At 65.9% G+C, this 22,906-nt stretch carries 26 protein-coding genes and 1 tRNA gene; 18 read left to right on the top strand and 9 right to left on the bottom strand.

The annotated features are described in order from the left end of the window. Positions 1-134: 134 nt before the first annotated feature. Positions 135-2,456 carry an ATP-dependent Clp protease ATP-binding subunit ClpA gene (gene clpA, locus ACDP63_RS16285; RefSeq protein ID WP_024845116.1) on the bottom strand — a complete coding sequence of 774 codons (2,322 nt, stop codon included), beginning with the start codon at positions 2,454-2,456 and terminating at the stop codon, positions 135-137. A 261-nt stretch (positions 2,457-2,717) separates the two neighbouring features. Further along, complete coding sequence (gene gloB / locus ACDP63_RS16280; RefSeq protein ID WP_024845117.1) at positions 2,718-3,464, bottom strand: hydroxyacylglutathione hydrolase; 747 nt, start codon at positions 3,462-3,464, stop codon at positions 2,718-2,720. 51 nt (positions 3,465-3,515) lie between these two features. On the opposite strand from gloB, the gene ACDP63_RS16275 reads away from it, so the two are divergent. From ACDP63_RS16275 to ACDP63_RS16245, 7 genes are all read left to right on the top strand, one after another. Then, positions 3,516-4,298 (top strand): methyltransferase domain-containing protein, encoded by a 783-nt coding sequence (locus ACDP63_RS16275; protein ID WP_024845118.1) that lies wholly within the window; start codon positions 3,516-3,518, stop codon positions 4,296-4,298. A 315-nt stretch (positions 4,299-4,613) separates the two neighbouring features. Beyond that, positions 4,614-5,180 (top strand): F0F1 ATP synthase subunit delta, encoded by a 567-nt coding sequence (locus ACDP63_RS16270; protein WP_024845119.1) that lies wholly within the window; start codon positions 4,614-4,616, stop codon positions 5,178-5,180. After that, positions 5,180-6,715, top strand: coding sequence for a F0F1 ATP synthase subunit alpha (atpA, locus tag ACDP63_RS16265; protein ID WP_024845120.1), 1,536 nt, complete (start codon positions 5,180-5,182; stop codon positions 6,713-6,715). Before ACDP63_RS16270 ends, atpA begins: the two co-directional genes overlap by 1 nt. A 12-nt stretch (positions 6,716-6,727) precedes the next feature. Then, complete coding sequence (locus ACDP63_RS16260) at positions 6,728-7,600, top strand: F0F1 ATP synthase subunit gamma (protein WP_024845121.1); 873 nt, start codon at positions 6,728-6,730, stop codon at positions 7,598-7,600. A 17-nt stretch (positions 7,601-7,617) separates the two neighbouring features. After that, complete coding sequence (gene atpD, locus ACDP63_RS16255; protein WP_024845122.1) at positions 7,618-9,042, top strand: F0F1 ATP synthase subunit beta; 1,425 nt, start codon at positions 7,618-7,620, stop codon at positions 9,040-9,042. A gap of 9 nt (positions 9,043-9,051) precedes the next feature. Further along, positions 9,052-9,498 carry a F0F1 ATP synthase subunit epsilon gene (locus ACDP63_RS16250; RefSeq protein WP_024845123.1) on the top strand — a complete coding sequence of 149 codons (447 nt, stop codon included), beginning with the start codon at positions 9,052-9,054 and terminating at the stop codon, positions 9,496-9,498. Positions 9,499-9,592: 94 nt separating this feature from the next. After that, a complete protein-coding gene (locus tag ACDP63_RS16245) occupies positions 9,593-9,943 on the top strand; it encodes an H-type lectin domain-containing protein (RefSeq protein WP_024845124.1) in 351 nt (116 codons plus the stop codon). 6 nt (positions 9,944-9,949) lie between these two features. Here ACDP63_RS16245 and ACDP63_RS16240 read toward each other — a convergent pair whose 3' ends face one another. Next, the gene (locus ACDP63_RS16240) at positions 9,950-10,726 is read right to left on the bottom strand and encodes an alpha/beta fold hydrolase (protein WP_409928283.1); all 777 of its coding nucleotides are present in this window, start codon (positions 10,724-10,726) and stop codon (positions 9,950-9,952) included. Further along, complete coding sequence (locus ACDP63_RS16235; protein WP_024845126.1) at positions 10,723-11,322, bottom strand: 2-hydroxychromene-2-carboxylate isomerase; 600 nt, start codon at positions 11,320-11,322, stop codon at positions 10,723-10,725. The genes ACDP63_RS16240 and ACDP63_RS16235 overlap by 4 nt, the downstream gene beginning before the upstream one ends. Before the next feature lie 81 nt (positions 11,323-11,403). On the opposite strand from ACDP63_RS16235, the gene ACDP63_RS16230 reads away from it, so the two are divergent. After that, positions 11,404-12,423 carry a ribose-phosphate pyrophosphokinase gene (locus ACDP63_RS16230; protein ID WP_024845127.1) on the top strand — a complete coding sequence of 340 codons (1,020 nt, stop codon included), beginning with the start codon at positions 11,404-11,406 and terminating at the stop codon, positions 12,421-12,423. 66 nt (positions 12,424-12,489) lie between these two features. Here the strand turns inward: ACDP63_RS16230 and ACDP63_RS16225 are convergent, their stop codons facing one another. The 3 genes from ACDP63_RS16225 to rlmB all read right to left on the bottom strand — a co-directional run bounded on the left by ACDP63_RS16225 (position 12,490) and on the right by rlmB (position 14,437). Beyond that, complete coding sequence (locus ACDP63_RS16225) at positions 12,490-12,942, bottom strand: CoA-binding protein (protein ID WP_024845128.1); 453 nt, start codon at positions 12,940-12,942, stop codon at positions 12,490-12,492. Between the two features lie 184 nt (positions 12,943-13,126). Next, the gene (locus tag ACDP63_RS16220) at positions 13,127-13,540 is read right to left on the bottom strand and encodes a YHS domain-containing (seleno)protein (RefSeq protein WP_024845129.1); all 414 of its coding nucleotides are present in this window, start codon (positions 13,538-13,540) and stop codon (positions 13,127-13,129) included. Between the two features lie 99 nt (positions 13,541-13,639). Next, entirely contained in the window at positions 13,640-14,437 is a 798-nt protein-coding gene (gene rlmB, locus ACDP63_RS16215; RefSeq protein WP_024845130.1) for a 23S rRNA (guanosine(2251)-2'-O)-methyltransferase RlmB, read from the bottom strand. A 164-nt stretch (positions 14,438-14,601) separates the two neighbouring features. Between rlmB and ACDP63_RS16210 the strand changes: the two genes are divergently transcribed. From ACDP63_RS16210 to ACDP63_RS16185, 6 genes are all read left to right on the top strand, one after another. Beyond that, a tRNA-Tyr gene (locus ACDP63_RS16210) sits at positions 14,602-14,685 on the top strand. Positions 14,686-14,918: 233 nt separating this feature from the next. Next, positions 14,919-15,776 (top strand): hypothetical protein, encoded by an 858-nt coding sequence (locus ACDP63_RS16205; RefSeq protein WP_028710599.1) that lies wholly within the window; start codon positions 14,919-14,921, stop codon positions 15,774-15,776. Next, entirely contained in the window at positions 15,769-17,130 is a 1,362-nt protein-coding gene (locus ACDP63_RS16200) for a plasmid recombination protein (protein ID WP_028710598.1), read from the top strand. Before ACDP63_RS16205 ends, ACDP63_RS16200 begins: the two co-directional genes overlap by 8 nt. A gap of 104 nt (positions 17,131-17,234) precedes the next feature. Further along, entirely contained in the window at positions 17,235-17,480 is a 246-nt protein-coding gene (locus ACDP63_RS16195; protein ID WP_024845133.1) for a type II toxin-antitoxin system ParD family antitoxin, read from the top strand. Beyond that, on the top strand, positions 17,477-17,764 hold the full coding sequence (locus tag ACDP63_RS16190) for a type II toxin-antitoxin system RelE/ParE family toxin (protein ID WP_024845134.1): 288 nt from the start codon (positions 17,477-17,479) through the stop codon (positions 17,762-17,764). The genes ACDP63_RS16195 and ACDP63_RS16190 overlap by 4 nt, the downstream gene beginning before the upstream one ends. Before the next feature lie 18 nt (positions 17,765-17,782). Continuing rightward, positions 17,783-18,355 (top strand): hypothetical protein, encoded by a 573-nt coding sequence (locus ACDP63_RS16185; RefSeq protein ID WP_147278009.1) that lies wholly within the window; start codon positions 17,783-17,785, stop codon positions 18,353-18,355. Between the two features lie 223 nt (positions 18,356-18,578). Here ACDP63_RS16185 and ACDP63_RS16180 read toward each other — a convergent pair whose 3' ends face one another. Beyond that, the gene (locus tag ACDP63_RS16180; protein WP_036747930.1) at positions 18,579-19,751 is read right to left on the bottom strand and encodes an ATP-binding protein; all 1,173 of its coding nucleotides are present in this window, start codon (positions 19,749-19,751) and stop codon (positions 18,579-18,581) included. A gap of 143 nt (positions 19,752-19,894) precedes the next feature. Beyond that, positions 19,895-20,233 carry an ArsR/SmtB family transcription factor gene (locus tag ACDP63_RS16175; protein ID WP_028710997.1) on the bottom strand — a complete coding sequence of 113 codons (339 nt, stop codon included), beginning with the start codon at positions 20,231-20,233 and terminating at the stop codon, positions 19,895-19,897. A 42-nt stretch (positions 20,234-20,275) separates the two neighbouring features. Here ACDP63_RS16175 and ACDP63_RS16170 point away from each other — a divergent pair, with 42 nt between their 5' ends. The 4 genes from ACDP63_RS16170 to arsB are packed head-to-tail and all read left to right on the top strand — an operon-like array spanning position 20,276 to position 22,888. After that, positions 20,276-20,797 (top strand): DUF6428 family protein, encoded by a 522-nt coding sequence (locus ACDP63_RS16170; protein ID WP_051419865.1) that lies wholly within the window; start codon positions 20,276-20,278, stop codon positions 20,795-20,797. 5 nt (positions 20,798-20,802) lie between these two features. Then, positions 20,803-21,339 carry an arsenate reductase ArsC gene (locus ACDP63_RS16165; RefSeq protein ID WP_181817367.1) on the top strand — a complete coding sequence of 179 codons (537 nt, stop codon included), beginning with the start codon at positions 20,803-20,805 and terminating at the stop codon, positions 21,337-21,339. Between the two features lie 10 nt (positions 21,340-21,349). Then, positions 21,350-21,781 carry an arsenate reductase (glutaredoxin) gene (gene arsC, locus ACDP63_RS16160; protein ID WP_028710994.1) on the top strand — a complete coding sequence of 144 codons (432 nt, stop codon included), beginning with the start codon at positions 21,350-21,352 and terminating at the stop codon, positions 21,779-21,781. Between the two features lie 15 nt (positions 21,782-21,796). Next, complete coding sequence (gene arsB / locus ACDP63_RS16155) at positions 21,797-22,888, top strand: ACR3 family arsenite efflux transporter (RefSeq protein WP_028710993.1); 1,092 nt, start codon at positions 21,797-21,799, stop codon at positions 22,886-22,888. The last annotated feature ends 18 nt before the right edge of the window (positions 22,889-22,906 follow it).

The raw sequence follows: 22,906 nt of genomic DNA, 5'->3' as shown, positions 1-22,906 counted from the left end.
TGCGGAAGGCAGCCAGGCCGATAACCGAAGCCCTGCCGGCGGCCGTTGGCTGGCAAGGGCATGCAAGCCCGCCCCGCTAGGCCGGCCGAAAGAAAAAGGGCGGCGTCGTGGTGGCGCCGCCCTTCGGGTCCGGATCAGTCGGCCGTCAAGAGCGGCGGCTTGGAGTTGCTGATCCTGGGCGTCTCGGGGCCGGTGATGTCGAAGACGGGCTTGTCGTCCTCGATCCGCACCCGGACCACGCCGCCCTTGGTCAGCCGGCCGAACAGCAGCTCCTCGGCCAGCGGCTTCTTGATCGTTTCCTGGATCACCCGGCCCAGGGGGCGTGCGCCCATCTTCTCGTCATAGCCGCGTTCGGCCAGCCAGTCGGCGGCCTCGGGGCTCAGTTCGATATGGACGCCGCGGTCGATCAGCTGGGCCTCGAGCTGGAGGACGAATTTCTCGACCACCTGCACGATGATCTCGCGCGAGAGCGGCGCGAAGCTGATCACCGCATCCAGCCGGTTGCGGAATTCCGGCGTGAAGGTGCGCTCGATGGCGGCGGTATCCTCACCCTCGCGCCGCTCGCGGCCGAAGCCGAAGGCGGCCTTGGCCTGGTCCGCCGCGCCCGCGTTCGAGGTCATGATCAGGATCACGTTGCGGAAATCCACCTGGCGGCCGTTATGGTCGGTGAGCTTGCCGTGGTCCATGACCTGAAGCAGGATGTTATAGACATCCGGATGCGCCTTTTCGATCTCGTCGAGCAGCAGCACGCAATGCGGATGCTGGTCCACCCCATCGGTCAGAAGCCCGCCTTGGTCGAAGCCGACATAGCCCGGAGGCGCGCCGATCAGCCGGCTGACTGCGTGCTTTTCCATGTATTCCGACATGTCGAAGCGCAGCAGTTCCACCCCCAGCGTCGAGGCGAGCTGCTTGGCCACCTCGGTCTTGCCGACGCCGGTGGGGCCGGCGAAGAGGTAGTTGCCGATCGGCTTTTCGGGCTCGCGCAGGCCGGCCCGCGCCAGCTTGATCGCCGAGGACAGCGCCTCGATCGCCGCGTCCTGGCCGAAGACCAGCCGCTTCAGCGTCGCGTCCAGATCCTTGAGCACCGCGGCATCGTCCTTGGAGACGCTTTTCGGCGGGATGCGGGCGATCTTGGCCACCACGGCCTCGATCTCCTTCGGGCCGATGGTCTTGCGGCGCTTGCTTTCCGCGACCAGGTGTTGCGCCGCGCCGGCCTCGTCGATCACGTCGATGGCCTTGTCGGGCAGCTTGCGGTCGTGGATGTAGCGCGCCGACAGTTCGACCGCCATCTTGATCGCGTCATTGGTATAGCGCAGGTCGTGATGCTTTTCGAAGCTGGGCTTCAGCCCCATCAGGATCTTGATCGTGTCGGGCACGGTCGGCTCGTTCACGTCGATCTTCTGGAAGCGGCGCGAGAGCGCGCGGTCCTTTTCGAAATGCTGGCGGAACTCCTTGTAGGTGGTCGAGCCCATGCAGCGCAGCTTGCCGCCGGCCAAGGCCGGCTTGAGCAGGTTGGAGGCGTCCATGGCGCCGCCCGAGGTGGCGCCCGCGCCGATCACCGTATGGATCTCGTCGATGAAGAGGATGGCGTCGGGATGGTCCTCCAGTTCCTTGACCACCGCCTTCAGCCGTTCCTCGAAATCGCCGCGATAGCGGGTGCCGGCCAGAAGCGCGCCCATGTCGAGCGAGAAGATGGTCGAGCCGGCCAGCACGTCCGGCGTCTCGCCGCGGGTGATCTTGAGCGCCAGCCCCTCGGCGATGGCGGTCTTGCCGACGCCGGGATCGCCGACCAGCAGCGGGTTGTTCTTGCGACGCCGGCACAGCACCTGGATGCAGCGTTCCACCTCGTCGGCGCGGCCGATCAGCGGATCGACATCGCCCTTGGCGGCCTTCTTGTTCAGGTCGACGCAATATTTCGCCAGCGCGGATTCGTCCTTGGGCTGGGCGGTTTCGACCTGGGCCTGCTCGGCCTGCTGCTCGGCGCCCTGGACCGGGCGGTTTTCCGAGAAGGAAGGGTTCTTGGCGACGCCATGGGCGATGAAATTCACCGCGTCATAGCGCGTCATGTCCAGTTCCTGCAGGAAGAAGGCGGCGTTGGATTCGCGCTCGGCGAAGATGGCGACCAGGACGTTCGCCCCCGTCACCTCGGTCCGGCCCGAGCTTTGCACATGGATCGCGGCGCGCTGGATCACGCGCTGGAAGGCGGCGGTGGGGACGGCCTCAGAACCCTCGACATCGGTGATGAGGGTCGAAAGGTCGTCCTCGATGAACTCGACCAGCATGCGGCGCAACTCGTCCAGATCGACATTGCACGCGCGCATCACCTTCACGGCATCAGGTTCTTCCGTCAGCGCGAGCAGGAGGTGTTCAAGCGTGGCAAGCTCATGGCGATGTTCGTTGGCCAGCGCGAGCGCGGCATGGATGGCCTGTTCCAGCGAGGTCGAAAAGGACGGCACTTCAAGCTCCTGTCAGTCGGCTGGCGGTATGGGCCGCCAGATTTAGCGGTCCACCTGACCAGACTGTCACGATACAGTTAAGATTTGGTGGATTCTCGCGCAGTTCAAGCGGTATTTGCGTCCGCCCCTGCCGAATTTCCCGCGGTTAAGGCAGATGTGATGTTCCTTGGCCGAATTTCAAGCATGCCGCCCCCGCAGATTGCACCGGCGCGGCCGGGATGCGCCTGGGGCGCCTTGCTCTTGCTGCGTTGCGAAAACACCTCAGAACCGATCCTTCCTGGCGCGCAGCTCGGCAAAGACCGCGGCCTCGGAAGCCCCTGCCAGGCCAAGGGAATCGGCCAGTTCGGCCACCCGCAGGAAGGGATTGGTCGCGCGTTCCTCGGCCAGGGTCGAGGGGGCGCAGGGCCGGGTGCCGGCCGCGGTTTCGGCCAGCCTTTCGCGCAGCGCGGCATTGCCCGGATCGACCGATAGGGCGAAGGCGCCGTTGCCGCGGCAATAATCATGTCCCGAGCAGACCAGCGTTTCCGCCGGCAGGGCGTTCAGGCGTGAGAGGCTGGCCCACATCGTCTCGGCATTACCCTCGAACAGCCGGCCGCAGCCGAGCGCCATCAGGCTGTCGGCGGTGAAGACCATGGCCGGGCCGGGCAGGTGGAAGGCGACATGGCCGATGGTATGGCCGGGAACGTCGATCACCTCGGCTGCTTCGCCGCAAAGCGCGAAGCGTTCGCCGGGCCGCACGGCCTGGTCCAGCGGCGGCAGCCGGGCGGCATCCCGGGCGTTGCCGATCACCGCGGCGCCGGTCTGCGCGACCAGTTCGGGCACGGCCTGGATGTGGTCGGCATGGTGGTGGGTCAGCGCGATCTGGTCCAGCGACCAGCCGCGCGCCGCCAGTTCCGCCAGGATGGGCGCGGCCTCGGGCGCATCGACCAGCGCGGTCCGGCCGTTGCCATGCACGAGCCAGGCATAGTTGTCGGTCAGGCAGCGGACAGGCACGAGTTCCAGCGGCATTGGCAAATTCCTTTCTTTGCCGCAGTCTGGCCTCGCGAGGCCGGAGGCGCAATGCATCACGACGTCTATGAGCTGCGGAAATTCTATTACAACCGTCCCCTGGGCCGGGTGGTCCAGCGCGTGCTGCGCGACCGGCTGACCGGGCTGTGGCCGCCCGATCAGGCGCAGGGCATGACCGTGGCCGGCTATGGCTTCGCCGCGCCGCTGCTGCGGCCCTGGCTGGCGCGGGCGCGGCGGGTCATTTCGCTGATGCCGGGGCCGCAGGGGGTGATGGCCTGGCCGACGGGAATGCCCAACTGCTCGGTCCTGTGCGAGGAGACGGCCTGGCCGCTGGATACCGGCAGCGTGGACCGGCTGGTGCTGCTGCACGCGCTGGAGACGGCGGACCATCCCTTCGTCCTGCTGGACGAGGCCTGGCGCGTGCTGGGGCCGGGCGGACGGCTTTTGATCATGGTGCCGAACCGTGCCGGGCTGTGGGCGCGGTCCGAGACGACGCCCTTCGGCTTCGGGCGCAGCTATACCGCGGGGCAGCTGGAGATGCAGGCCCGCGAGGCGGGCTTCGTGACCGAGCGCACGGGGGCCGCGCTCTACATCCCGCCCTCGGATCGGCGGTTCTGGCTGAAAAGCGCGCAGATGTGGGAGCGCGCCGGGCTGCGCATCAGCCAGGTTCTGGTCGCGGGCGTGGTGCTGACCGAGTTCAGCAAGCAGGTGCAGGCGCCGGCCGGGCCGGGGCGGCGCGTCAGCGTGCCCAGCCCGCTCGACGTGCTGGGCGGCATCGCCCGGCCGCAGCCGGCGGGACAGGGGGCCGGGCGCACCGCGCGGGGTCCGGGCTGAGCGGGGCGGGCGGGCCGACCGCCGCCGGGCGAATCCCCCCGCCTGCCTGCGCCGCATCGCGGTTCTGCGCAGGCGCCGGCGACCGGGCGGACGGGCTGTTTGCGCAATCGGTCGCAGCCGGTCCTCGGCCAAGGGCCGCAAACGCTCATTTTTCCGTGTTCAAGGCGGTTGCGGCAGGGAAAATCACCTGCTAGAGACGCCGCAGATTTCGGGAAGGCCTCAGCCGGATTGTGCCAGGGCCCGCCCTTGACCCGCGCTCCGCGACAGACCGGCCCGCCCGCCGGCCCGCCTGCGGAGCTTGCGCTAACCGGAAGGATGACCGTGGCCAATTCCGCTTCGATTTCCGCTGATATCGCCGGGCGTTACGCGCAGGCCCTGTTCGATCTGGTCAGGGACTCGGGCGGCATCGACGCCCTGTCCGCCCAGATCGACGATCTGGCCTCGGCCTATGACGCCAGCCAGGATCTGCGCGATCTGACCCTCTCGCCCCTCTACGACCGCCAGCAGCAGGAAACTGCGATCGGCGCGCTTGCCGGCCGCATGGGGCTTTCGCCCGAACTGGCCAACACGCTGCGCCTGATGGCCCGCAACCGCCGGCTGTTCGCCCTGCCGCAACTGCTGGCCAAGCTGCGCAGCCTGATCGCCGATGCGAAGGGCGAAGTCACCGCCGACGTGGTCAGCGCCCAGGCGCTGACGGACGAACAGAAAGCCCGCCTTGCGGATACGCTGGCCGCGAAATCGGGCAAGAAGGTGAAACTGAACGCGCGTGTCGATGACAGCCTCATCGGCGGCATGATCGTCAAACTGGGCTCGCAGATGATCGACAGCTCGATCCGCTCGAAGCTCGCCTCCCTCCAGAATGCTATGAAAGAGGTCGGATAATGGGAATCCAGGCAGCCGAAATCTCGGCCATCCTCAAGGATCAGATCAAGAATTTCGGTCAGGACGCCGAGGTGGCCGAGGTCGGGCAGGTGCTGTCCGTCGGTGACGGCATCGCCCGCGTCTATGGCCTGGACAAGGTTCAGGCCGGCGAGATGGTCGAATTCCCGGGCGGCATCCGCGGCATGGTGCTGAACCTTGAAACCGACAACGTCGGCGTCGTGATCTTCGGCGACGACCGCGACATCAAGGAAGGCGACACCGTCAAGCGCACCGGCGCCATCGTGGAAGTCCCCGCCGGCAAGGAACTGCTGGGCCGCGTCGTCGACGCGCTGGGCAACCCGATCGACGGCAAGGGCCCGCTGAACGCCTCCGAGCGCCGCATCGCCGACGTGAAGGCCCCCGGCATCATGCCGCGCAAATCGGTGCACGAGCCGATGGCGACCGGCCTGAAATCGGTGGATGCCATGATCCCGGTCGGCCGCGGCCAGCGCGAGCTGATCATCGGCGACCGCCAGACCGGCAAGACCGCCATCGCGCTGGACACCATCCTGAACCAGGCGAACTACAACGGCCGCGAGGCCGATGGCATGAAGACCCTGCACTGCATCTATGTCGCCGTCGGCCAGAAGCGCTCGACCGTGGCCCAGCTGGTGAAGAAGCTGGAAGAGACCGGCGCCATGGCCTACACCACCGTCGTGGCCGCGACCGCCTCGGACCCGGCGCCGATGCAGTATCTGGCGCCCTATTCGGCCACCGCCATGGGCGAATATTTCCGCGATAACGGCATGGATGCGCTGATCATCTATGACGACCTGTCCAAGCAGGCCGTGGCCTATCGCCAGATGTCGCTCTTGCTGCGCCGTCCGCCGGGGCGCGAAGCCTATCCGGGCGACGTGTTCTACCTGCATTCGCGCCTGCTGGAGCGTTCGGCCAAGCTGAACGAGGCCAATGGCGCCGGCTCGCTGACCGCGCTGCCGATCATCGAAACGCAAGCGGGCGACGTGTCGGCCTATATCCCGACCAACGTGATCTCGATCACCGACGGCCAGATCTTCCTGGAAACCGAGCTGTTCTTCCAGGGCATCCGCCCGGCCGTGAACACCGGCCTTTCGGTGTCGCGCGTGGGCTCCGCCGCCCAGACCAAGGCGATGAAATCGGTCGCCGGCCCGGTCAAGCTGGAACTGGCCCAGTATCGCGAGATGGCGGCCTTCGCGCAGTTCGGTTCGGATCTCGACGCGGCGACGCAGAAGCTCTTGAACCGCGGCGCCCGCCTGACCGAGCTGATGAAGCAGCCGCAATACTCGCCGCTGACCAATGCCGAGATCGTCATCGTCATCTATGCCGGCACCAAGGGCTACCTGGACGGCATCCCGGTCCGCGACGTGACCAAATGGGAGCAGGGGCTGATCCAGTATCTGCGCAACCAGAAGGCCGATCTGCTTGAGGACATGACCAGGAACGACCGCAAGGTGGCGGGCGAGCTTGAGGATGCGATCAAGGCAGCGCTGGACGGCTACGCCAAGACCTACGCCTGAGAGGAGGGATAGATGCCCAGCCTCAAGGATCTCAAGAACCGGATCGGCAGCGTCAAGAACACGCGCAAGATCACCAAGGCGATGCAGATGGTCGCCGCCGCGAAACTGCGCCGCGCGCAGGAAGCGGCGGAGGCTGCGCGTCCCTATGCCGACCGGATGGCCTCGGTGATGGCCGGGCTGACCGCTGCGGCGGCGGGCTCGGACATGGCGCCGCGGCTGCTGGCGGGGACCGGCGAAGACCGCCGTCACCTGCTGGTGGTGATGACCTCGGAGCGCGGGCTTGCGGGCGGGTTCAACTCGTCCATCGTCAAGCTCGCCCGCCTGCGCCTGCAGGAGTTGCAGGCGCAGGGCAAGCAGGTGTCGATCCTGACCGTCGGCAAGAAGGGCCGCGAGCAGCTGAAGCGCGAATACAGCGACCTCTTTGTCCATCACGTCGACATGAGCGAGGTCAAGCGCATCGGCTACGAGAACGCGCGCCAGATCGCGGACGAGATCCTCGACCGCTTCGACGCCGGCGAGTTCGACGTGGCGACGCTGTTCTACAACCGCTTCGAAACGGTGATCAGCCAGGTTCCGACCGCAAGGCAGATCATCCCCGCCGTGGTCGAGGAGGGCGAGGCCGCGGCCTCGGCGCTCTACGATTACGAGCCGGATGAAAGCGCGATCCTGAACGACCTTTTGCCGCGCTCGGTGGCGACGCAGGTCTTTGCGGCGCTGCTGGAGAATGCCGCGTCCGAACAGGGCGCGCGGATGACCGCCATGGACAACGCCACGCGCAATGCCGGCGACATGATCGACAGGCTGACGACGGAATACAACCGCTCGCGTCAGGCCGCGATCACCAAGGAACTGATTGAAATCATCTCGGGCGCAGAGGCGCTCTGACACGTAGAGGTAGAGACATGGCAGAGGCCAATGGAAAAATCACGCAGGTGATCGGCGCCGTCGTCGACGTGCAGTTCGACGGCCAGCTTCCTGCGATTCTGAACGCTCTGGAAACCGAGAACAACGGCAAGCGCCTGGTGCTGGAAGTGGCCCAGCACCTGGGCGAGAACACCGTCCGCACCATCGCCATGGACGCGACCGAAGGTCTGGTCCGCGGCCTGCCGGTGCGCGACACCGGCGGCCCGATCACCGTCCCGGTCGGCGATGCGACCCTGGGCCGCATCCTGAACGTGGTCGGCGAGCCAGTCGACGAAGGCGGCCCGGTCGAGGCGACCCAGACCCGCGCCATCCACCAGCCGGCCCCGGACTTCGCCGCCCAGGCGACCGCCTCCGAGATCCTGGTGACGGGCATCAAGGTCATCGACCTGCTGGCCCCCTATTCCAAGGGCGGCAAGATCGGCCTGTTCGGCGGCGCCGGCGTCGGCAAGACGGTTCTGATCATGGAACTGATCAACAACATCGCCAAGGTGCACTCGGGCTATTCGGTCTTCGCGGGCGTCGGCGAGCGGACCCGCGAGGGCAATGACCTCTATCACGAGATGGTGGAATCGGGCGTCATCAAGCCGGACAACCTGGCGCAATCGCAGGTGGCGCTGGTCTATGGCCAGATGAACGAGCCTCCGGGGGCGCGGATGCGCGTGGCGCTGACCGGCCTGACCCTGGCCGAGCAGTTCCGCGACGCGACCGGCACCGACGTTCTGTTCTTCGTCGACAACATCTTCCGCTTCACCCAGGCGGGTTCGGAAGTGTCGGCGCTTCTGGGCCGCATCCCCTCGGCCGTGGGCTACCAGCCGACGCTGGCCACCGACATGGGCGCGATGCAGGAGCGCATCACCTCGACCAAGAACGGCTCGATCACCTCGATCCAGGCCGTCTACGTTCCGGCCGACGACTTGACCGACCCGGCCCCGGCCACGACCTTTGCCCACCTGGACGCCACGACGGTTCTGTCGCGCGCCATCTCGGAACTGGGCATCTACCCGGCCGTGGACCCGCTCGACTCGAACTCGCGGATCCTCGATCCGGCGATCGTCGGCGAAGAGCATTACCAGGTCGCCCGCGACGTCCAGGGCATCCTGCAGAAATACAAGTCGCTGCAGGACATCATCGCCATTCTCGGCATGGACGAACTGTCGGAAGAGGACAAGCTGACCGTGGCCCGCGCCCGGAAGATCCAGCGTTTCCTGTCGCAGCCCTTCGACGTGGCCAAGGTCTTTACCGGCTCGGACGGGGTGCAGGTGCCGCTGGAGGATACGATCAAGTCGTTCAAGGCGGTCGTGGCCGGCGAATACGATCACCTGCCCGAGGCGGCCTTCTACATGGTCGGCGGCATCGAGGAAGTGAAAGCCAAGGCTCAGCGTCTCGCCGCTGACGCGGCGTAAGGGGGCGACATGGCCGACACGATGCAGTTCGACCTCGTCTCGCCGGAACGGAACCTGGTTTCCGTCCCGGTGCGCGAGGTGCGCCTGCCCGGCGCCGATGGCGACCTGACGGCGATGCCCGGCCATGCGCCGGCCATCGTCAACCTGCGCCCCGGTCTGGTGACCGTGGTGGCGGGCGACGGGTCCGAGACGGAATTCGCGGTGACCGGCGGCTTCGCCGAGATCAACAACGACTCCGTCACCCTGCTGGCCGAACGCGGGCATCCCCGTGCCGAGATGACGCAGGAGGTCTTCAACGAGATGATGGCCCAGGCCCGTCGTCGCGTCGAAGTCGCCAAGGAGCGCGAATCCGCCGGCGAGGAACTGGTCGCCGCGGCGGTCAAGCTCCTGGCCGACATGGAGGCGCTCGGCACGCATATCGGGCTTGATCCGAACCAGGCGAATTTCCCGCATTAACCGGGATTGACAAAAAAGGATGGTAAGCCCCGGTTTTCCGGGGCTTTATCTGTTCTGCGCCATCGTTTGTCATGGCGTGGGGAGGGGGGAAGGGGTGCGACGTTTCGGATATTTCGCCGTCGGTGTCGCCAATGGCTCGACCGAGATGTTTTCGGCTTTCGAGAGCGGCGGGCCGATGTGGACCGGGCATGGACCGCGGGTGGAAGTGCGATCCGTGCGCTTCGACGAACATTTCGTCGAGCCGCCGGTGGTGCATGTCTCGCTGAGCATGTGGGATGTGGACAGCACCGCCAACCAGCGCGCCGATATTCAGGCGGTGAACATCACCGCCGAAGGGTTCGAGCTGCAATTCAGCACCTGGGGCGATACCCGCGTCGCGCGCGTCCGCGCCAGCTGGATGGCCATCGGTCCCCTGCGACACGCGGACGACTGGGATCTGGACTGACCCTGCTCAGGCCTGGTCCAGGTTCAGCGCGATCAGTTCGGCCACCTGCCGCGGATGGGTGATCGGCAGCATATGGCCGGCGCCGGGAACGCGGGCGCGCCCGACATCGGGCAGCCGCGCTGCCAGCGCATCGGCGATGGCCGGGATCACGGCGGGCGAATCCTCGCCCATGACGATCAGCACCGGCGCGTCGATGGCCTCCAGCCCGCCTTCCCGCAGGATATTGGCGCTGTCTTGGCGCAGCGCCTGGTTGCTGGCCTGGACCAGGTGGATCTGCCGCGCGAGCCGCGCTTTGCCCGCGGCGGTCTGCGACTCCCAGTCGAGCCCGCCCCAGACGCCCAGAAAGGCGCGTGCCGCCTCGGCATCCTCTCCGGCGGCAAGCCGGGCCGCGACATCCTCCATCAGCGCGTCGTTCAGCGGCTCGGGGGCGGCGGCGAACAGCACCGGCTCGATCAGGGTCAGGCTGCGCACCGCTTCGGGGGCGGCGACGGCGATGCGCAGCGCCACGGTCGCGCCCATGCTGTGGCCGATCAGGTCCAGCGGCCGGTCGATCAGCATCGCGGCCTTGCGGGTGACGTCGGTGTGGTAATCCGGCGCGTCCCCGTCTTCGTCCCAGTCCGGACTTTGCCCATGGCCGGGCAGGTCCGGCGCGCTGATCCGCACCCGGTCGCGCAGCACCTCGGCGATCGGCCCCCAATAGACCGCGTTGCCCATCATGCAATGCAGCGCCAGGGCCGGGCGGTCCTCGTTGCCCGGCCAGCGCCTCAGGTGCAGCGCGCTCACAGGCTTGCCAGGTGCCGGTCGAGGAAATCCAGCCGATCCTGGCCCCAGAACCGTTCGCCCGTTTCGCGCACCACATAGAAGGGGGCGCCGAAGACCCCGGCCTCGACCGCCTGTTCCAGGTTGCGGCCGAAGGTCTCGGCGCCGACGAACAGGCCCTTGTCGGCCAGGTCCGGGTCGAAGCCCGCCGCGGCCAGCGTGCGGCGGATCACCGCGTCGTCGGCGATGTCGGCATTCTCGGCCCAGACGGCGCGCAGGAAGCCCTGCACCAGCCCCGGCAGGTCGCCGCCGCCCGCCTGTTGTGCGGCGATGATGGCATAGGACGAAGGCGCGGGGTTCACCGGCCAGAAGGCGGGCTTCAGGTTCAGCGCCATGCCCAGGTGTTCGGACCAGCGCCGCAATTCCTGCGCGCGGTATTCCATGCGCGAGGGGTGGCGGTTCGCCGGCCGCACCCCACCGGTGCGGTCGAACAATTGCAGCAGATCGACGGGCTTGTAGGTGATCGTCGCCCCGTGGCGGGCGGCGATTTCCTCCAGCCGGTTGCCGGCGAGATAGCTCCAGGGGCTGGGGGTGCCGAAGTAATAGTCGATATGCGCCATGGTTTCGTCCTCGGGGTTTGCGGGCAGGCTAGCCCGGTGCTAAGCGGGGTGCAATCGCACGAATCCAGACAGGGAAAGCCCATGCCGGCCATGACCGAACCCAAGCTCATCGCGGGAAATGCGAACCGGCCTCTGGCCAATGCCATCGCCCGCCGCATGTCGATGCATCGCGGGATGAATGTCGCCCCCGTCGAGGCGCGGGTCGAGCGGTTCAACGACCAGGAGATCTTCGTCGAGGTCTATGAGAATGTCCGCGGCGAGGACATGTTCATCATCCAGCCGACCTCGAACCCGGCCAATGACAACCTGATGGAACTGCTGATCATGACGGATGCGCTCAAGCGTTCGTCGGCGGCGCGCATCACCGCGGTCATCCCCTATTTCGGCTATGCGCGCCAGGATCGCCGCGCCAAGGCCCGCACGCCGATCAGCGCCAAGCTGGTCGCCAACCTGCTGACCGAGGCGGGCGTGGACCGGGTGCTGACGCTGGACCTGCATGCGGCGCAGATCCAGGGCTTCTTCGACATCCCGGTGGACAATCTCTATGCCGCGCCGGTCTTTGCGCTGGACATCAAGCATCACTTCCGCGAGCGGCTGTCCGATCTGATGGTGATCTCGCCCGACGTGGGCGGGGTGGCGCGGGCGCGGGAGCTGGCGCAGCGCATCGGCGCGCCGCTGGCCATCGTCGACAAGCGCCGCGAGAAGCCGGGTGAGGTGGCCGAGATGACGGTGATCGGCGACGTGACCGGCAAGACCTGCATCATCGTCGACGACATCTGCGACACCGCCGGTACGCTCTGCAAGGCGGCGCAGGTGCTGACCGAGCACGGCGCGACCGAGGTGCATGCCTATATCACCCACGGCGTCCTTTCCGGCCCGGCGGTCGAGCGGGTGCAGGCCTCGGTGATGAAGTCGCTGGTGATCACCGATTCCATCGAACCGACCGAGAAGGTGAAGGCCGCCTCGAACATCCGCATCGTGCCGACGGCGCCAATGTTCGCCCAGGCGATTCTGAACATCTGGAACGGCACTTCGGTCAGTTCGCTGTTCGAGGTGGACACGCTGGGCCCGATCTACGAAGGGCTCTATTCCGGCTTCTGATCGCCGGCGACGCAAAGGCAAGGCCCCGATCCGCTGGACCGGGGCCTTTCTCGTGCTTTCAAGGCTTTAAAGAAAGCGCGGGAACTCGATCTTCGGGCAACGATCCTCGATCACCGTCAGGCCGCGGGCGCGGGCGCGGCCGGCCGCCTGCGGATGGCGGATGCCCAATTGCATCCAGATCGTGTCCAGCCTGGGCAGATGCGCCAGCGCCTGGTCGACGATGGCGGGCACGGCCTCGGCCCGACGGAAGATGTCCACCATGTCCACCGCCTGCTCGGGCGGAATCGCGCGCAGGTCGGGATAGACCCGCTCGTCCAGGATGGTGCCGCCCGCATGGCCCGGATTGACCGGAATGATGCGATAGCCCTGCGATTTCAGGTAACGGGCCACGCCCCAGGATGGTCGCGCCTCGTTCGGCGACAGGCCCACGATGGCAATGCAGCGCACCGTGCGGGCGATGCGCGCAATGTCGTCGTCGACCGGCGAGGTGCCGATGTCGCGAAGTACTGCCAGGTTCATCTGATCCTCCCCCAGATCTCAACCGAAAGTGGCATGGAAAAAGCGCCCGGTCCAGAGGTCTGGCCGGGCGCAAGTCGCGGAACGAGGGACAGTGATCTGAACATGACCGTTCCGTGGTCATGTTCGATAAATAAATGGGAACCGTGGCTAAAAAGTTCCACCCGGCTCGCAAAAAAGTGAAATTTCACGGATTCATGCGTGCCCAGACGGCCTTGGCGCGCATCAGGATTTGCTGCGGATCGGCAAGAAGCCGCTCACGCGCCTGCTCGGAGCGCAGGAAATAGGTGCGCTGGCCGATCACCACGAAATGGCGCGGATTGCCGGGTTCGGATCGGCCTTCGGACAGGGCCAGGACGCAAAGCCCGCCAAGGCCTGGGGCATAAGCCTTTGGATTGGCCTCGAAAAGATTGCGGTTCTGTTCGCTGGCGAAATGCCAGGCCTGGCCGCGCCAGACCGTGACCAGGTCGGTGCGCCCCGGCACCGCGGCATTTTCCGTGCCATAGGAGACCGGGTCCATGCCGTCCAATGCCCAATCCTGCGCCATCGCCGCCGGAACGGGCAGGGCAAGCATCAGGCTGGCGAGAATCGGACGAATCATGGCGCGCGGGGGGTTGGTGGAACTGCTTTCGATCTGGCAAATCGGTTGGCGATTCTCAACCGGGGCGGGCGGGTTCTAGCGCCGATGTGAAGGCTGGGCTCAACTCTGTGAAGCCGCGTAAAGCGCCACCGCCGCCGCGTTCGAGACGTTGAGCGAGCCGAAATCCGCCGCGAAGGGGATGCGCAGGATGCGGTCGCAGGTCTCGCGCGTGCGTTCGCGCAGGCCGGGCCCCTCGGCGCCCAGGACCAGGCAGATCGCCCGGCCCGAGAGTTCCGCCAGCGCCTGCGGCAGGGTCTCCGTGCCGGTGCCGTCCAGGCCCAGCACGACATAGCCCATGGATTGCAGCTCGATCAGCGTATCGGCCAGGTTGACGACGCGCAGATAGGGCTGCCGCTCCAGCGCGCCCGAGGCAGTTTTGGCCAGCGCCCCGGTCTCGGGCGCGGAATGGCGCGCCGGCGCGATGACCGCGCGCGCGCCAAAGACCTCGGCCGAGCGCAGGATGGCGCCGACGTTATGCGGGTCCGTCACCCGGTCCAGCGCCACCAGCAGCGGCCGGCCCGGCCCGGTAAGCGCCAGGTCGGCCAGGCTATCCCATTTCAGCGGCTTGACCTCTAGCGCCGCGCCCTGATGGACGCTTTCCGGCGACAGTGGCACCGTTCGGTCGAAGACGCGGGCGTCGATGATCTCCGGTGCGAGATCGGCGGGCAGGGGGCCCAGCCGGTCCAGCGCGTTGCGCGTCACCACCAGCCGCAGCTTGTCGCGGCGGGGATTGGCCAGGGCGTCGCGCACCGCATGCAGGCCGAACAACCAGACCGTTTCGGCCGCGGCGGCGCGGCGGGCGCGTTCCTTGTCGATGACCCAGGCGGGTTTCTTGGATTTCTGTGGTTTCTCGGCCATGTCGCATTCCCGGTTGCTGTTTCGACTGCGCAGAAAACGCGGCCGAATGCAACCTTCGCGGCGGGTTGGCATGGTGCGCAAGGAAGTGCGACTTTTCGGCGGTTCCCTGCTTGACGCCCCCGGACGGTCGGGATAATCACCGCTTCACGCCGAAAGCGTTCGGCGGGCGACGTGCTGCAAGGTGCGGCAGCGGACTGTAACTCCGCCGGGGAGACCCATGCCTGGTTCGATTCCAGGGTCGCCCACCACTTCTTCTGAAAACTGAACAAAATCAACGAAGTGGTGTCCCGCATTCGTGCAATGCGGCAGCATGCAAATCAATAGGTTATGACGCAGGTGTCCCGCAGTTTTGCGGCTTGCCCCCTGCGCAAAAGAAAACCGTCGGAGGAGCTGGCACTCCATCCGACGGCACTGTCAAAGGTCTTCTGTCCAAAGATTATGTCACAGCTTCCCGCCGCGCAACCCCGTGGGGAGGTGCAGCATGAGCTGGAAGGTCGCGAATCTTTGCGCCGGGCGGCGCTTCGGCAGTCCGGTCCGAAAGCAGATCATCATGTTTCTGGCCGACAAGGCCAGCGATGACGGATCGGGCATCTGGTGCTCCAAGGGGACGATCCAGCGGCACACCGAGCTTGGCGAAACCACCGTCAAGCGCACCATCAACGAGTTCCTGAACGAAGGCATCCTGATCGAAACCGGCCGCCGCGCGTGCAAGAACGGTTTTACCGTCGTCTATCGCATTTCCCTTGCCGCCGTCCGCACCCTGGAGGGCATTGCCGAGCCCGATGATGAGACGGGGTCCACAGAGGACGGGGTCTGCCGTGAACCCGGAACGGGGTCCGCTGCGGACCCGGTACCCCGTCCACAGCGGACCCCAAACCTTCCTGAAACCATCCATAAACCACCTTCGCGTGCGCGTGCACGCGAGGCGGCGACGGAATCTGTGGAGATACTGAAGGCCTATCCCGCCGACCGATGTCGCAACGAAACGACCTGCCTGCATCACGTCGAGGCTGCCATGCAGAAGGTCGGGCCTGAAAAGCTTCTCTCGGCTGTAAAGCGCTATGCGCTGGAGACCGCAGGCTATACGCGCTCAAAGGTCTGCTTCTCGGATAACTGGTTCAAGATGGGTCGCTGGCGCGATTACATCGAGGACGAGCCGGAACCGCCTCAGGAACCGACCCCGGTGCACGCGGCCAAAACTGCCGACTGGATCAAATCCCGTCATCCCCTGTGCCGAACCCTGAGCGTCGGGCAGGTCCGCATGGCGCTGGACCTAGAGCTGGTTTCCCGCAGCGAAGTGCGCGCCGCAGGCTTCAGCGAGGGATTGCGTTATGTCTGATCGCGGCGGGAAATCAATCTTCGCGCATAAGCAGACCTATTCGCGCAAGGGTAACAGCAAGAGCCGGTCCGTCAGCGAGATTGCAGACGAGGCGGAGCGGTTGGACGGGGCCTGCCCGCATGTCGCGAACCCGCAGTCGCCCACCATCCTCGAAGGTATCCGGCCCTCGGAGGTGGTCGAGGTCATCGAGCAGCGTATCGCCGAACAGAACACGCTGCTGCGTCAACTGCGCAAGGAGCAGCCGGACCGGAAGGAGGCGCTGCGCGGCATCCGCAGTGACACCCATGTGCTGATCGCCAGCGTGTTCAGCTTTCCCGATCCGGTCGAGGACATGGACCAGGCCGATTACCTGCGCTGGCGCAGGGACGTGATCGCCTTTGCCAAGGCCGATGCGGTTCGGAACAAGGCCGAAGTGCTGAGCATCATCGAGCATCTCGATGAAGCCCACCCACATGTGCATGTGCTGGCGGTGCCCCTATGTGCAGAGGGCAATATGCGCATGGACGCCAAGCGCTGCCATGAAGGTCATCGCGAGCAGGACCGGCACAAGGATCACGGCTGGTCCGGCTCGCCGTCGCGCAGCTACAAGCAGGCGATGCGCGGCTGGCAGGACCGCTATCATGCCGAGGTCGGCGCGAAGCATGCGCAGGCCCGGACGGGGCCGCGCCGCCGCCGTCTGGACCGGGCTGCGTGGAAGGCCGAGCAGGAGCGGCTGAAGGCGCAGAAGGAGGCAGAGATTGCCATTTTGCGCGCCGAAGAGGCTCGTCGCCTTGCCGACGAGGAAGAGCGCCGCCGCGACCTGGTCATGCAGGACACGGTCGCCAGCCGACTTCAGGAGGCCGAGGCGGTGCATGCCATCGCGACCGGCGGGCTGATCGCCGCCATCCGGCAGATCGATCCCGACCCGGTGCTGCTGAAGCGTCTGGAGACGCCAGGCGAGATGGGCGCCTGGACGCATCACGATGCAGATCGCAACCGCGAGATGCACAGCGCGCTGGCGCCGGTGCTCAGCGACGGATTGGAGGCCCTGCGCCAGCCACCGGCAGGACCGGGGCTGCTCGGAGGGCTCACTGGTTTCCTGCGCGGCCTGGCTGGCTGGGTCAATCGTCTCGCCGATGCCAGCCCGCGCTGGCTGAAGTGGCCCGAAACGGTGGCCTATATCGCGAACGGGGCGCGGGAAGCCTTCGGGACGCCCTATGCCGCCTCGACCCTGGCCGGGGTCATCGAAGCCTCTCCGGCATGGCAATCCTTCACCGGCGAGGCGAGAGCGCGGCTGGATCAGGCACGCACGGTGCAGGCGCTGACGAATCCGCGCGACTCTCGGCCAGATGCTTCATCGCAGACGGGCATATGACAGCATGCGCTTATGCCAATATGCACATCCGGCGCCGGAGAGCCGGCAATTGCGATTGATACGATTTCTTGGTAACATTCGGTATCAGCGCACAGGAGGGCCGCATGTCCCGCAACACTTCGGTTTCGCTCGGCGATCACTTCGTCAGCTTCATCGACGCGCAGGTGAAGGGCGGCCGCTATGGCTCGGCCAGCGACGTGGTGCGGGCAGGGCTGCGGCTTCTGGAGGAGCACGAGACCAAGGTAAAGGCGTTGGAAGCCGCCCTGATCGCCGGAGAGGAATCCGGCCGGGCGGAAGGCTTCGACCTCGATCAATTCATTGCCCGCAAGATGGCCGGTCGCAACGCATGAAGGCGTTGGCCTTCACCGTCGCGGCAACGGTCGATCTGGAGGATATCTGGGATTATACGGAAGGCGAATGGGGCCTCGCGCAAGCCCGGCGCTATGTGCAGGAGCTGCGCGACACCTGCCATGCGCTGGCATCGGGTGAAAGGCGCGGCAGGTCGGTTGACGTTCGGCCTGGCTATCTGAAGTGCCTGAGCGGATCGCATGTCATCTTCTTCCGGGATCTGGGCGATACGCTGGAAATCGTCCGCATCCTGCACGGCGCGCAGGACGCCGAGCGGCATTTGTGACCGGCATGGGTCTGTGCGATGGCACGATACTCGAAGGGTAAAATTGCAATATTGGCATATGCGCCCTTAGGCGTGGAGAGCTTGATGCTGACTTATCTGCTCAGTGATTATCCGGTCCTGGCGCGGCTCGCGGCCGGCAGAACCAAGGCCACGCGGCTTGACGTCCGCGCCTGCCGCCGGCTTTACGCGCTGGCGACGGCCTCCGATCTGGGCGCGATGGGGCCGGAAGAGCGCGGGCTTTACGACAGCCTGGCCGCGAGCGAGCCGGTGCCGGGCTCCGGCAGGCCAATTGCAGCGCTTCAGGCGCAGGTCAGGGCCGATGGTTTCCGGCGCATGACCGACGAAAAGGCCTTCATGGACGAGTTGTCCGGGGAGCCGGATATGGTTCCCGGCCCCTTCAGGGTGAAATGCCTGCTTTGTGGCGATGTGGCGGAAAGCTGGTATCGCGACTGTCCCGCGCCCGCAAAGGCAAGGATTGGCATGGCCAGTTGTGCATGCGGGAATGTCAGTGCCGATTCGATGGGGTTTCTCGGCTATGGGCGCATCCTGTCGCGCCAAGCCGATAGTTTCGAGGTCCTGGATCTTGCCTGATCCGGGCGGTGCAAAGCTGTCCTGCGCCGACTGTAACCCATGGCCCAGAGTGGGCTACTTTTCGCGATTTCGCCAAATATTAGTGACCGACTATTATTTTGCGGAACCCGGTGCAAAGCACCACCCGCAAAATGTCGGACCAGGCGCTGCGCCCCGGTACCCAGCTTTCTCCGCCCATGAAGAAGATCGATCCCCCATGCCGCCCGATGGGCGGCCGCATCGCTTACGGATGAAGCGCCAGCAGATCCTGCCCGAACTGGTGCAGCGACATGACCTCGATCCCGTTCGGCAGCGGGAAAGCCTCGTCCCCCGGATAGAGCACGATCCGCCGCGCAGGTTGCAGGTCTTCGCAGGCCGAATGAAAGCCGCGCTCCACCTTCGGCGCAAGGTTGCGCTTGACCTCGACGGCCCAGATCGTGCCGCCCGGCAGGGTCAGCACCAGATCGACCTCGGCCCCCGCACCGCTGCGGTAGAACTGGGCCTGCGTCCCTTCCGGCATCAGGGCATGGGCAGTCTCGATGATCAGTCCTTCCCAACTGGCGCCCGCGACGGGGTGGCCGAGAACGTCGTCCAGCGTCGTCAGTCCCAGCAGGGCATGCAGGATGCCGGTGTCGCGCACATAGATACGCGGGGACTTGACCAGCCGCTTGCCGATATTCGCGTGCCATGGCTCCAGGCGGCGCACCAGCATCAGATCGACCAGCAGGTCGAGATAGGAGGCGACGGTCTTGGCATCGACCCCGAGCGCGCGGGCAAGCTCGGCGGCGTTCGACAGGCCGGATTGCCGATGCGCCAGCATGGTCCAGAAGCGGCGTAGCGTCTCGGCCGCGATGCGGGGACCGAGCGCGGGAATGTCGCGCTCCAGATAGGTGCGGATGAAGTCGCGCCGCCAGCGCAGGCTGGCCTGATCATCGCGGGCAAGGAAGCTGTCGGGAAAGCCGCCGCGCAGCCAGAGGCGATCCAGATCGGCGGCGGGAACCTCCAGCGCATCGAGGGGGGCGAGTTCGGCATAGGCGATCCGGCCCGCCAGTGTCTCGCCCGACTGCCGCAGCAGGTCGATGGAGGCCGAGCCGAGCAGCAGGAAGCGCCCCGCCCGCAGCCCCTTGCGCCGCCCCCGGTCGATCAGGCCGCGCAGGTTCTGGAACAGGTCCGGCACCCGCTGGACCTCATCGAGGATGACCAGCTTGTCCTCATGCGCCGACAAATAGAGTTCGGGATCGGAGAGCCTGGCCCGGTCGGCGCTGGATTCGAGGTCGAGATAGAGCGACGGGCGCTCTTCCCCCAGCTCCTGCGCCAGCGTGGTCTTACCCACCTGGCGCGGCCCCAGCAGGGCAACGGCAGGACTGTCGTCCAGCAGGGACTTCACGGTGGCGGTGATACGGCGCTCGATCAACATCCTTGCAATTATGGAGTTTGATTCCCGATTTGCAAGGTTAATTTGAGTCTATGCTCCTATTGTCGGCCGACATGAGCAAGTACTCACTGCTGGGCCGAACAGAGGGACGCGACAACGGGTCTTATCTCAAACGACACGCGAATCTATCGCACCGCGCCACACTCGGCGGCTTGGCCTGCATCGACGCATAGGCCGATTTGCCCGGCGCAGCAGTCTTCCATCAGAAACCGCACCAGGCCGTTCAGCGCCTCGAAATCGATACTGTAGAGGATCGACCGGCTTTCACGGCGCGATGCGACCAGTCCAGCGCGCTCCAACTCCTTGATGTGAAAGCTGACGTTCGAGGCGGATACACCGGCTTGGTCAGCGATCATCCCTGCCGCCAGCCCCTCGGGACCAGCGACGACCAGGAGCCGCAGGATGCGCAGACGGGTTTCCTGGGATAGCGCTGCGAATGCGGCAAGGGCTTGACGTTCTTCCATATTTCAATAATCCTATAAATGTCGAATCAAAAGGTATCGCAGATGACCATTCAAGGCAACCTCGGTGCGCTGACCGGCGCGGCCGACCCGGAAGATATAACCATCGGCGAGTTGCTGGCAGCACTGGATGGTGCGGCCGAGCTGCCGCTGGTGTTCAGTTATGACGGTCAGGACGTGAAGCCCGGCTACCACGTCACAGAAGTCAAGGCGGGCCGCTTCGAGGCGCTGGACTGCGGCGCGAACCCGGAGAGCTGGACCGAAATCTTCATCCAGCTTTGGGACGTGAACGAGGACCGTGCCCATATGCCTGCGGGCAAATTCGTCAAGATCATCGGAAAGGTGATTGAGCATGTCGATCTGGAGCGCACCGCCAAGCTGACCTTCGAGGTCAGCGACGGCGAGCGGCCGATGCAGCTTCATCGGGCGGCTCTGCCCCGGATCGATGGCGGGCAGGTCCGCGTGTCGCTGTCGCCTCGACCGGCGAGCTGCAAGCCTCGTGACCGCTGGTTTCAGGACCAGAAAAGCTGCTCGGCCCCGGCCGGGGCGCAACCCTGCTGCGGGTGATCGCCATGACCGAGCAATCTTCGCGCGTGTTCAACGTGCTGTTCCTCTGCACTGGCAACTCGGCCCGGTTAATCATCGCGGAAAGCGTCCTGCGCCGGGATGGTGGCGGACGCTTCCGTGCCTTCTCGGCCGGAAGTCACCCAAAGGGTGAGGTCCATCCGACCGCGCTCAAGGTGCTGGAGAACTTCCACTATCCGACCGATGGCCTGCGCTCCAAGAGCTGGGACGAGTTCGCCGTGCCGGATGCCCCGGTGATGGATTTTGTGTTCACCGTCTGCGACAACGCTGCCGGTGAGGCCTGTCCGATCTGGCCCGGCCAGCCGATGACGGCGCATTGGGGAATCGAAGATCCCGCCGCTGCGACGGGCACCGGGCTTTTGCGCGAAATGTCCTTCATCAACGCGCTGAGGTATATGAAAGCCCGGATCGCAGCCTTTACGGCGCTCCCCATCGCCTCCCTTGATCGGATGAGTCTTGCGACCAGGTTGTGCGACATCGGCCGGGCCGAGGGTGCGACCCGACCCCGGCCGGATGTGGCGTGAGGGGCGGATCATGGATGTCGTGATCTACCACAACCCCGACTGCGGCACGTCCAGGAACACGCTCGGCCTGATCCGCAACGCCGGGGTCGAGCCGCATGTGATCGAATACCTGAAATGCCCGCCGAGCCGTGAACTGCTGGTGCAATTTATCGCGCGCATGGGGGTCACCGCCCGCGATCTGCTGCGCGAGAAGGGCACACCCTTTGCCGAGCTTGGTCTTGGCGATCCGGCGCTGACCGAGGATCAGCTTCTGGATGCGATGATGGCGCATCCGATTCTCATCAACCGGCCCATCGTGGTCAGCCCCAAGGGGGTGCGGCTCTGCCGCCCGTCCGAAGCAGTGCTGGACCTTCTGCCCCCGCAACAAGGCGCGTTCTCGAAAGAGGACGGGGAAGCCGTGGTGGGGGCTGACGGCCACCGCGTGACGCCCGCCGCAACCTGATCGGAGACCAAGACCATGACCGCACTCGCGCCGCCTTCGCGGCTCTCTTTCCTCGACCGTTGGCTGACTCTGTGGATCTTCGCCGCGATGGCGCTTGGCATCATGCTTGGGACGGTGTTCCCCGGCCTGCCGGGCGCCCTCGATGCGCTCTCGGCCGGCACCACGAACATTCCCATCGCCATCGGCCTGATCCTGATGATGTATCCGCCCTTGGCGAAGGTGCGATACGAGGAACTGCCCCGCGTCTTCGCGGATCGCCGGGTGCTGGTTCTGTCGCTGGTGCAGAACTGGATCATCGGCCCGGTGCTGATGTTCGCCCTTGCCGTGATCTTCTTGCGCGACCAACCAGAATATATGACGGGCCTGATCCTGATCGGGCTGGCGCGCTGCATCGCCATGGTGCTGGTCTGGAACCAGCTCGCCCGAGGCGATGGCCAGTATGTCGCGGCGCTGGTCGCCTTCAACTCGGTGTTCCAGATCCTGTTCTTCTCCACCTATGCCTGGTTCTTCCTATCGGTCCTGCCGCCGCTGTTCGGGCTGGAAGGCAGCGTGATCGACGTGAGTTTCTGGACCATTACCGAAGCCGTGCTGATCTACCTCGGCATCCCCTTCGCTGCTGGGTTCCTGACCCGACGCATCCTCGTCTCCCGCAAGGGCGAGGGCTGGTATGAGACCGCCTTCCTGCCCCGGATCGGCCCGATCACGCTGGCGGCGCTCCTGTTCACCATCGTTGCCATGTTCAGCCTGAAAGGCGGCGACGTGGTGCGCCTGCCGGTCGATGCCCTGCGGATCGCGGTGCCGCTGGCGCTCTACTTCGTCATCCAGTTCATCGTCAGCTTCGCCATGGGGCGGCTGATCGAGGCCGACTATCCGCGCACAACGGCCATCGCCTTCACGGCGGCGGGCAATAACTTCGAGCTAGCGATTGCGGTTGCCATCGCCGCCTTCGGCCTGGCCTCGCCGGTCGCCTTCGCGGCGGTGATCGGCCCGTTGGTCGAGGTGCCCGCGCTGATCCTGCTGGTCCATGTCGCGCTGCGCCTCGGCGCGCGATGGTTCCCGCAGGAGGCGAAGGCGGGCGGGTCTGCGGTCATGGCGAAGACCAGATGATCGCCGCCGACGCGCCGG

The organism is Paracoccus sp. P2 (assembly GCF_046335115.1).
In the GTDB taxonomy this organism is placed as follows: Bacteria; Pseudomonadota; Alphaproteobacteria; order Rhodobacterales; family Rhodobacteraceae; genus Paracoccus; species Paracoccus pantotrophus.
Note: the sequence above shows the minus strand (reverse complement) of the source record. Positions and strands in the feature narration are given on the sequence as shown.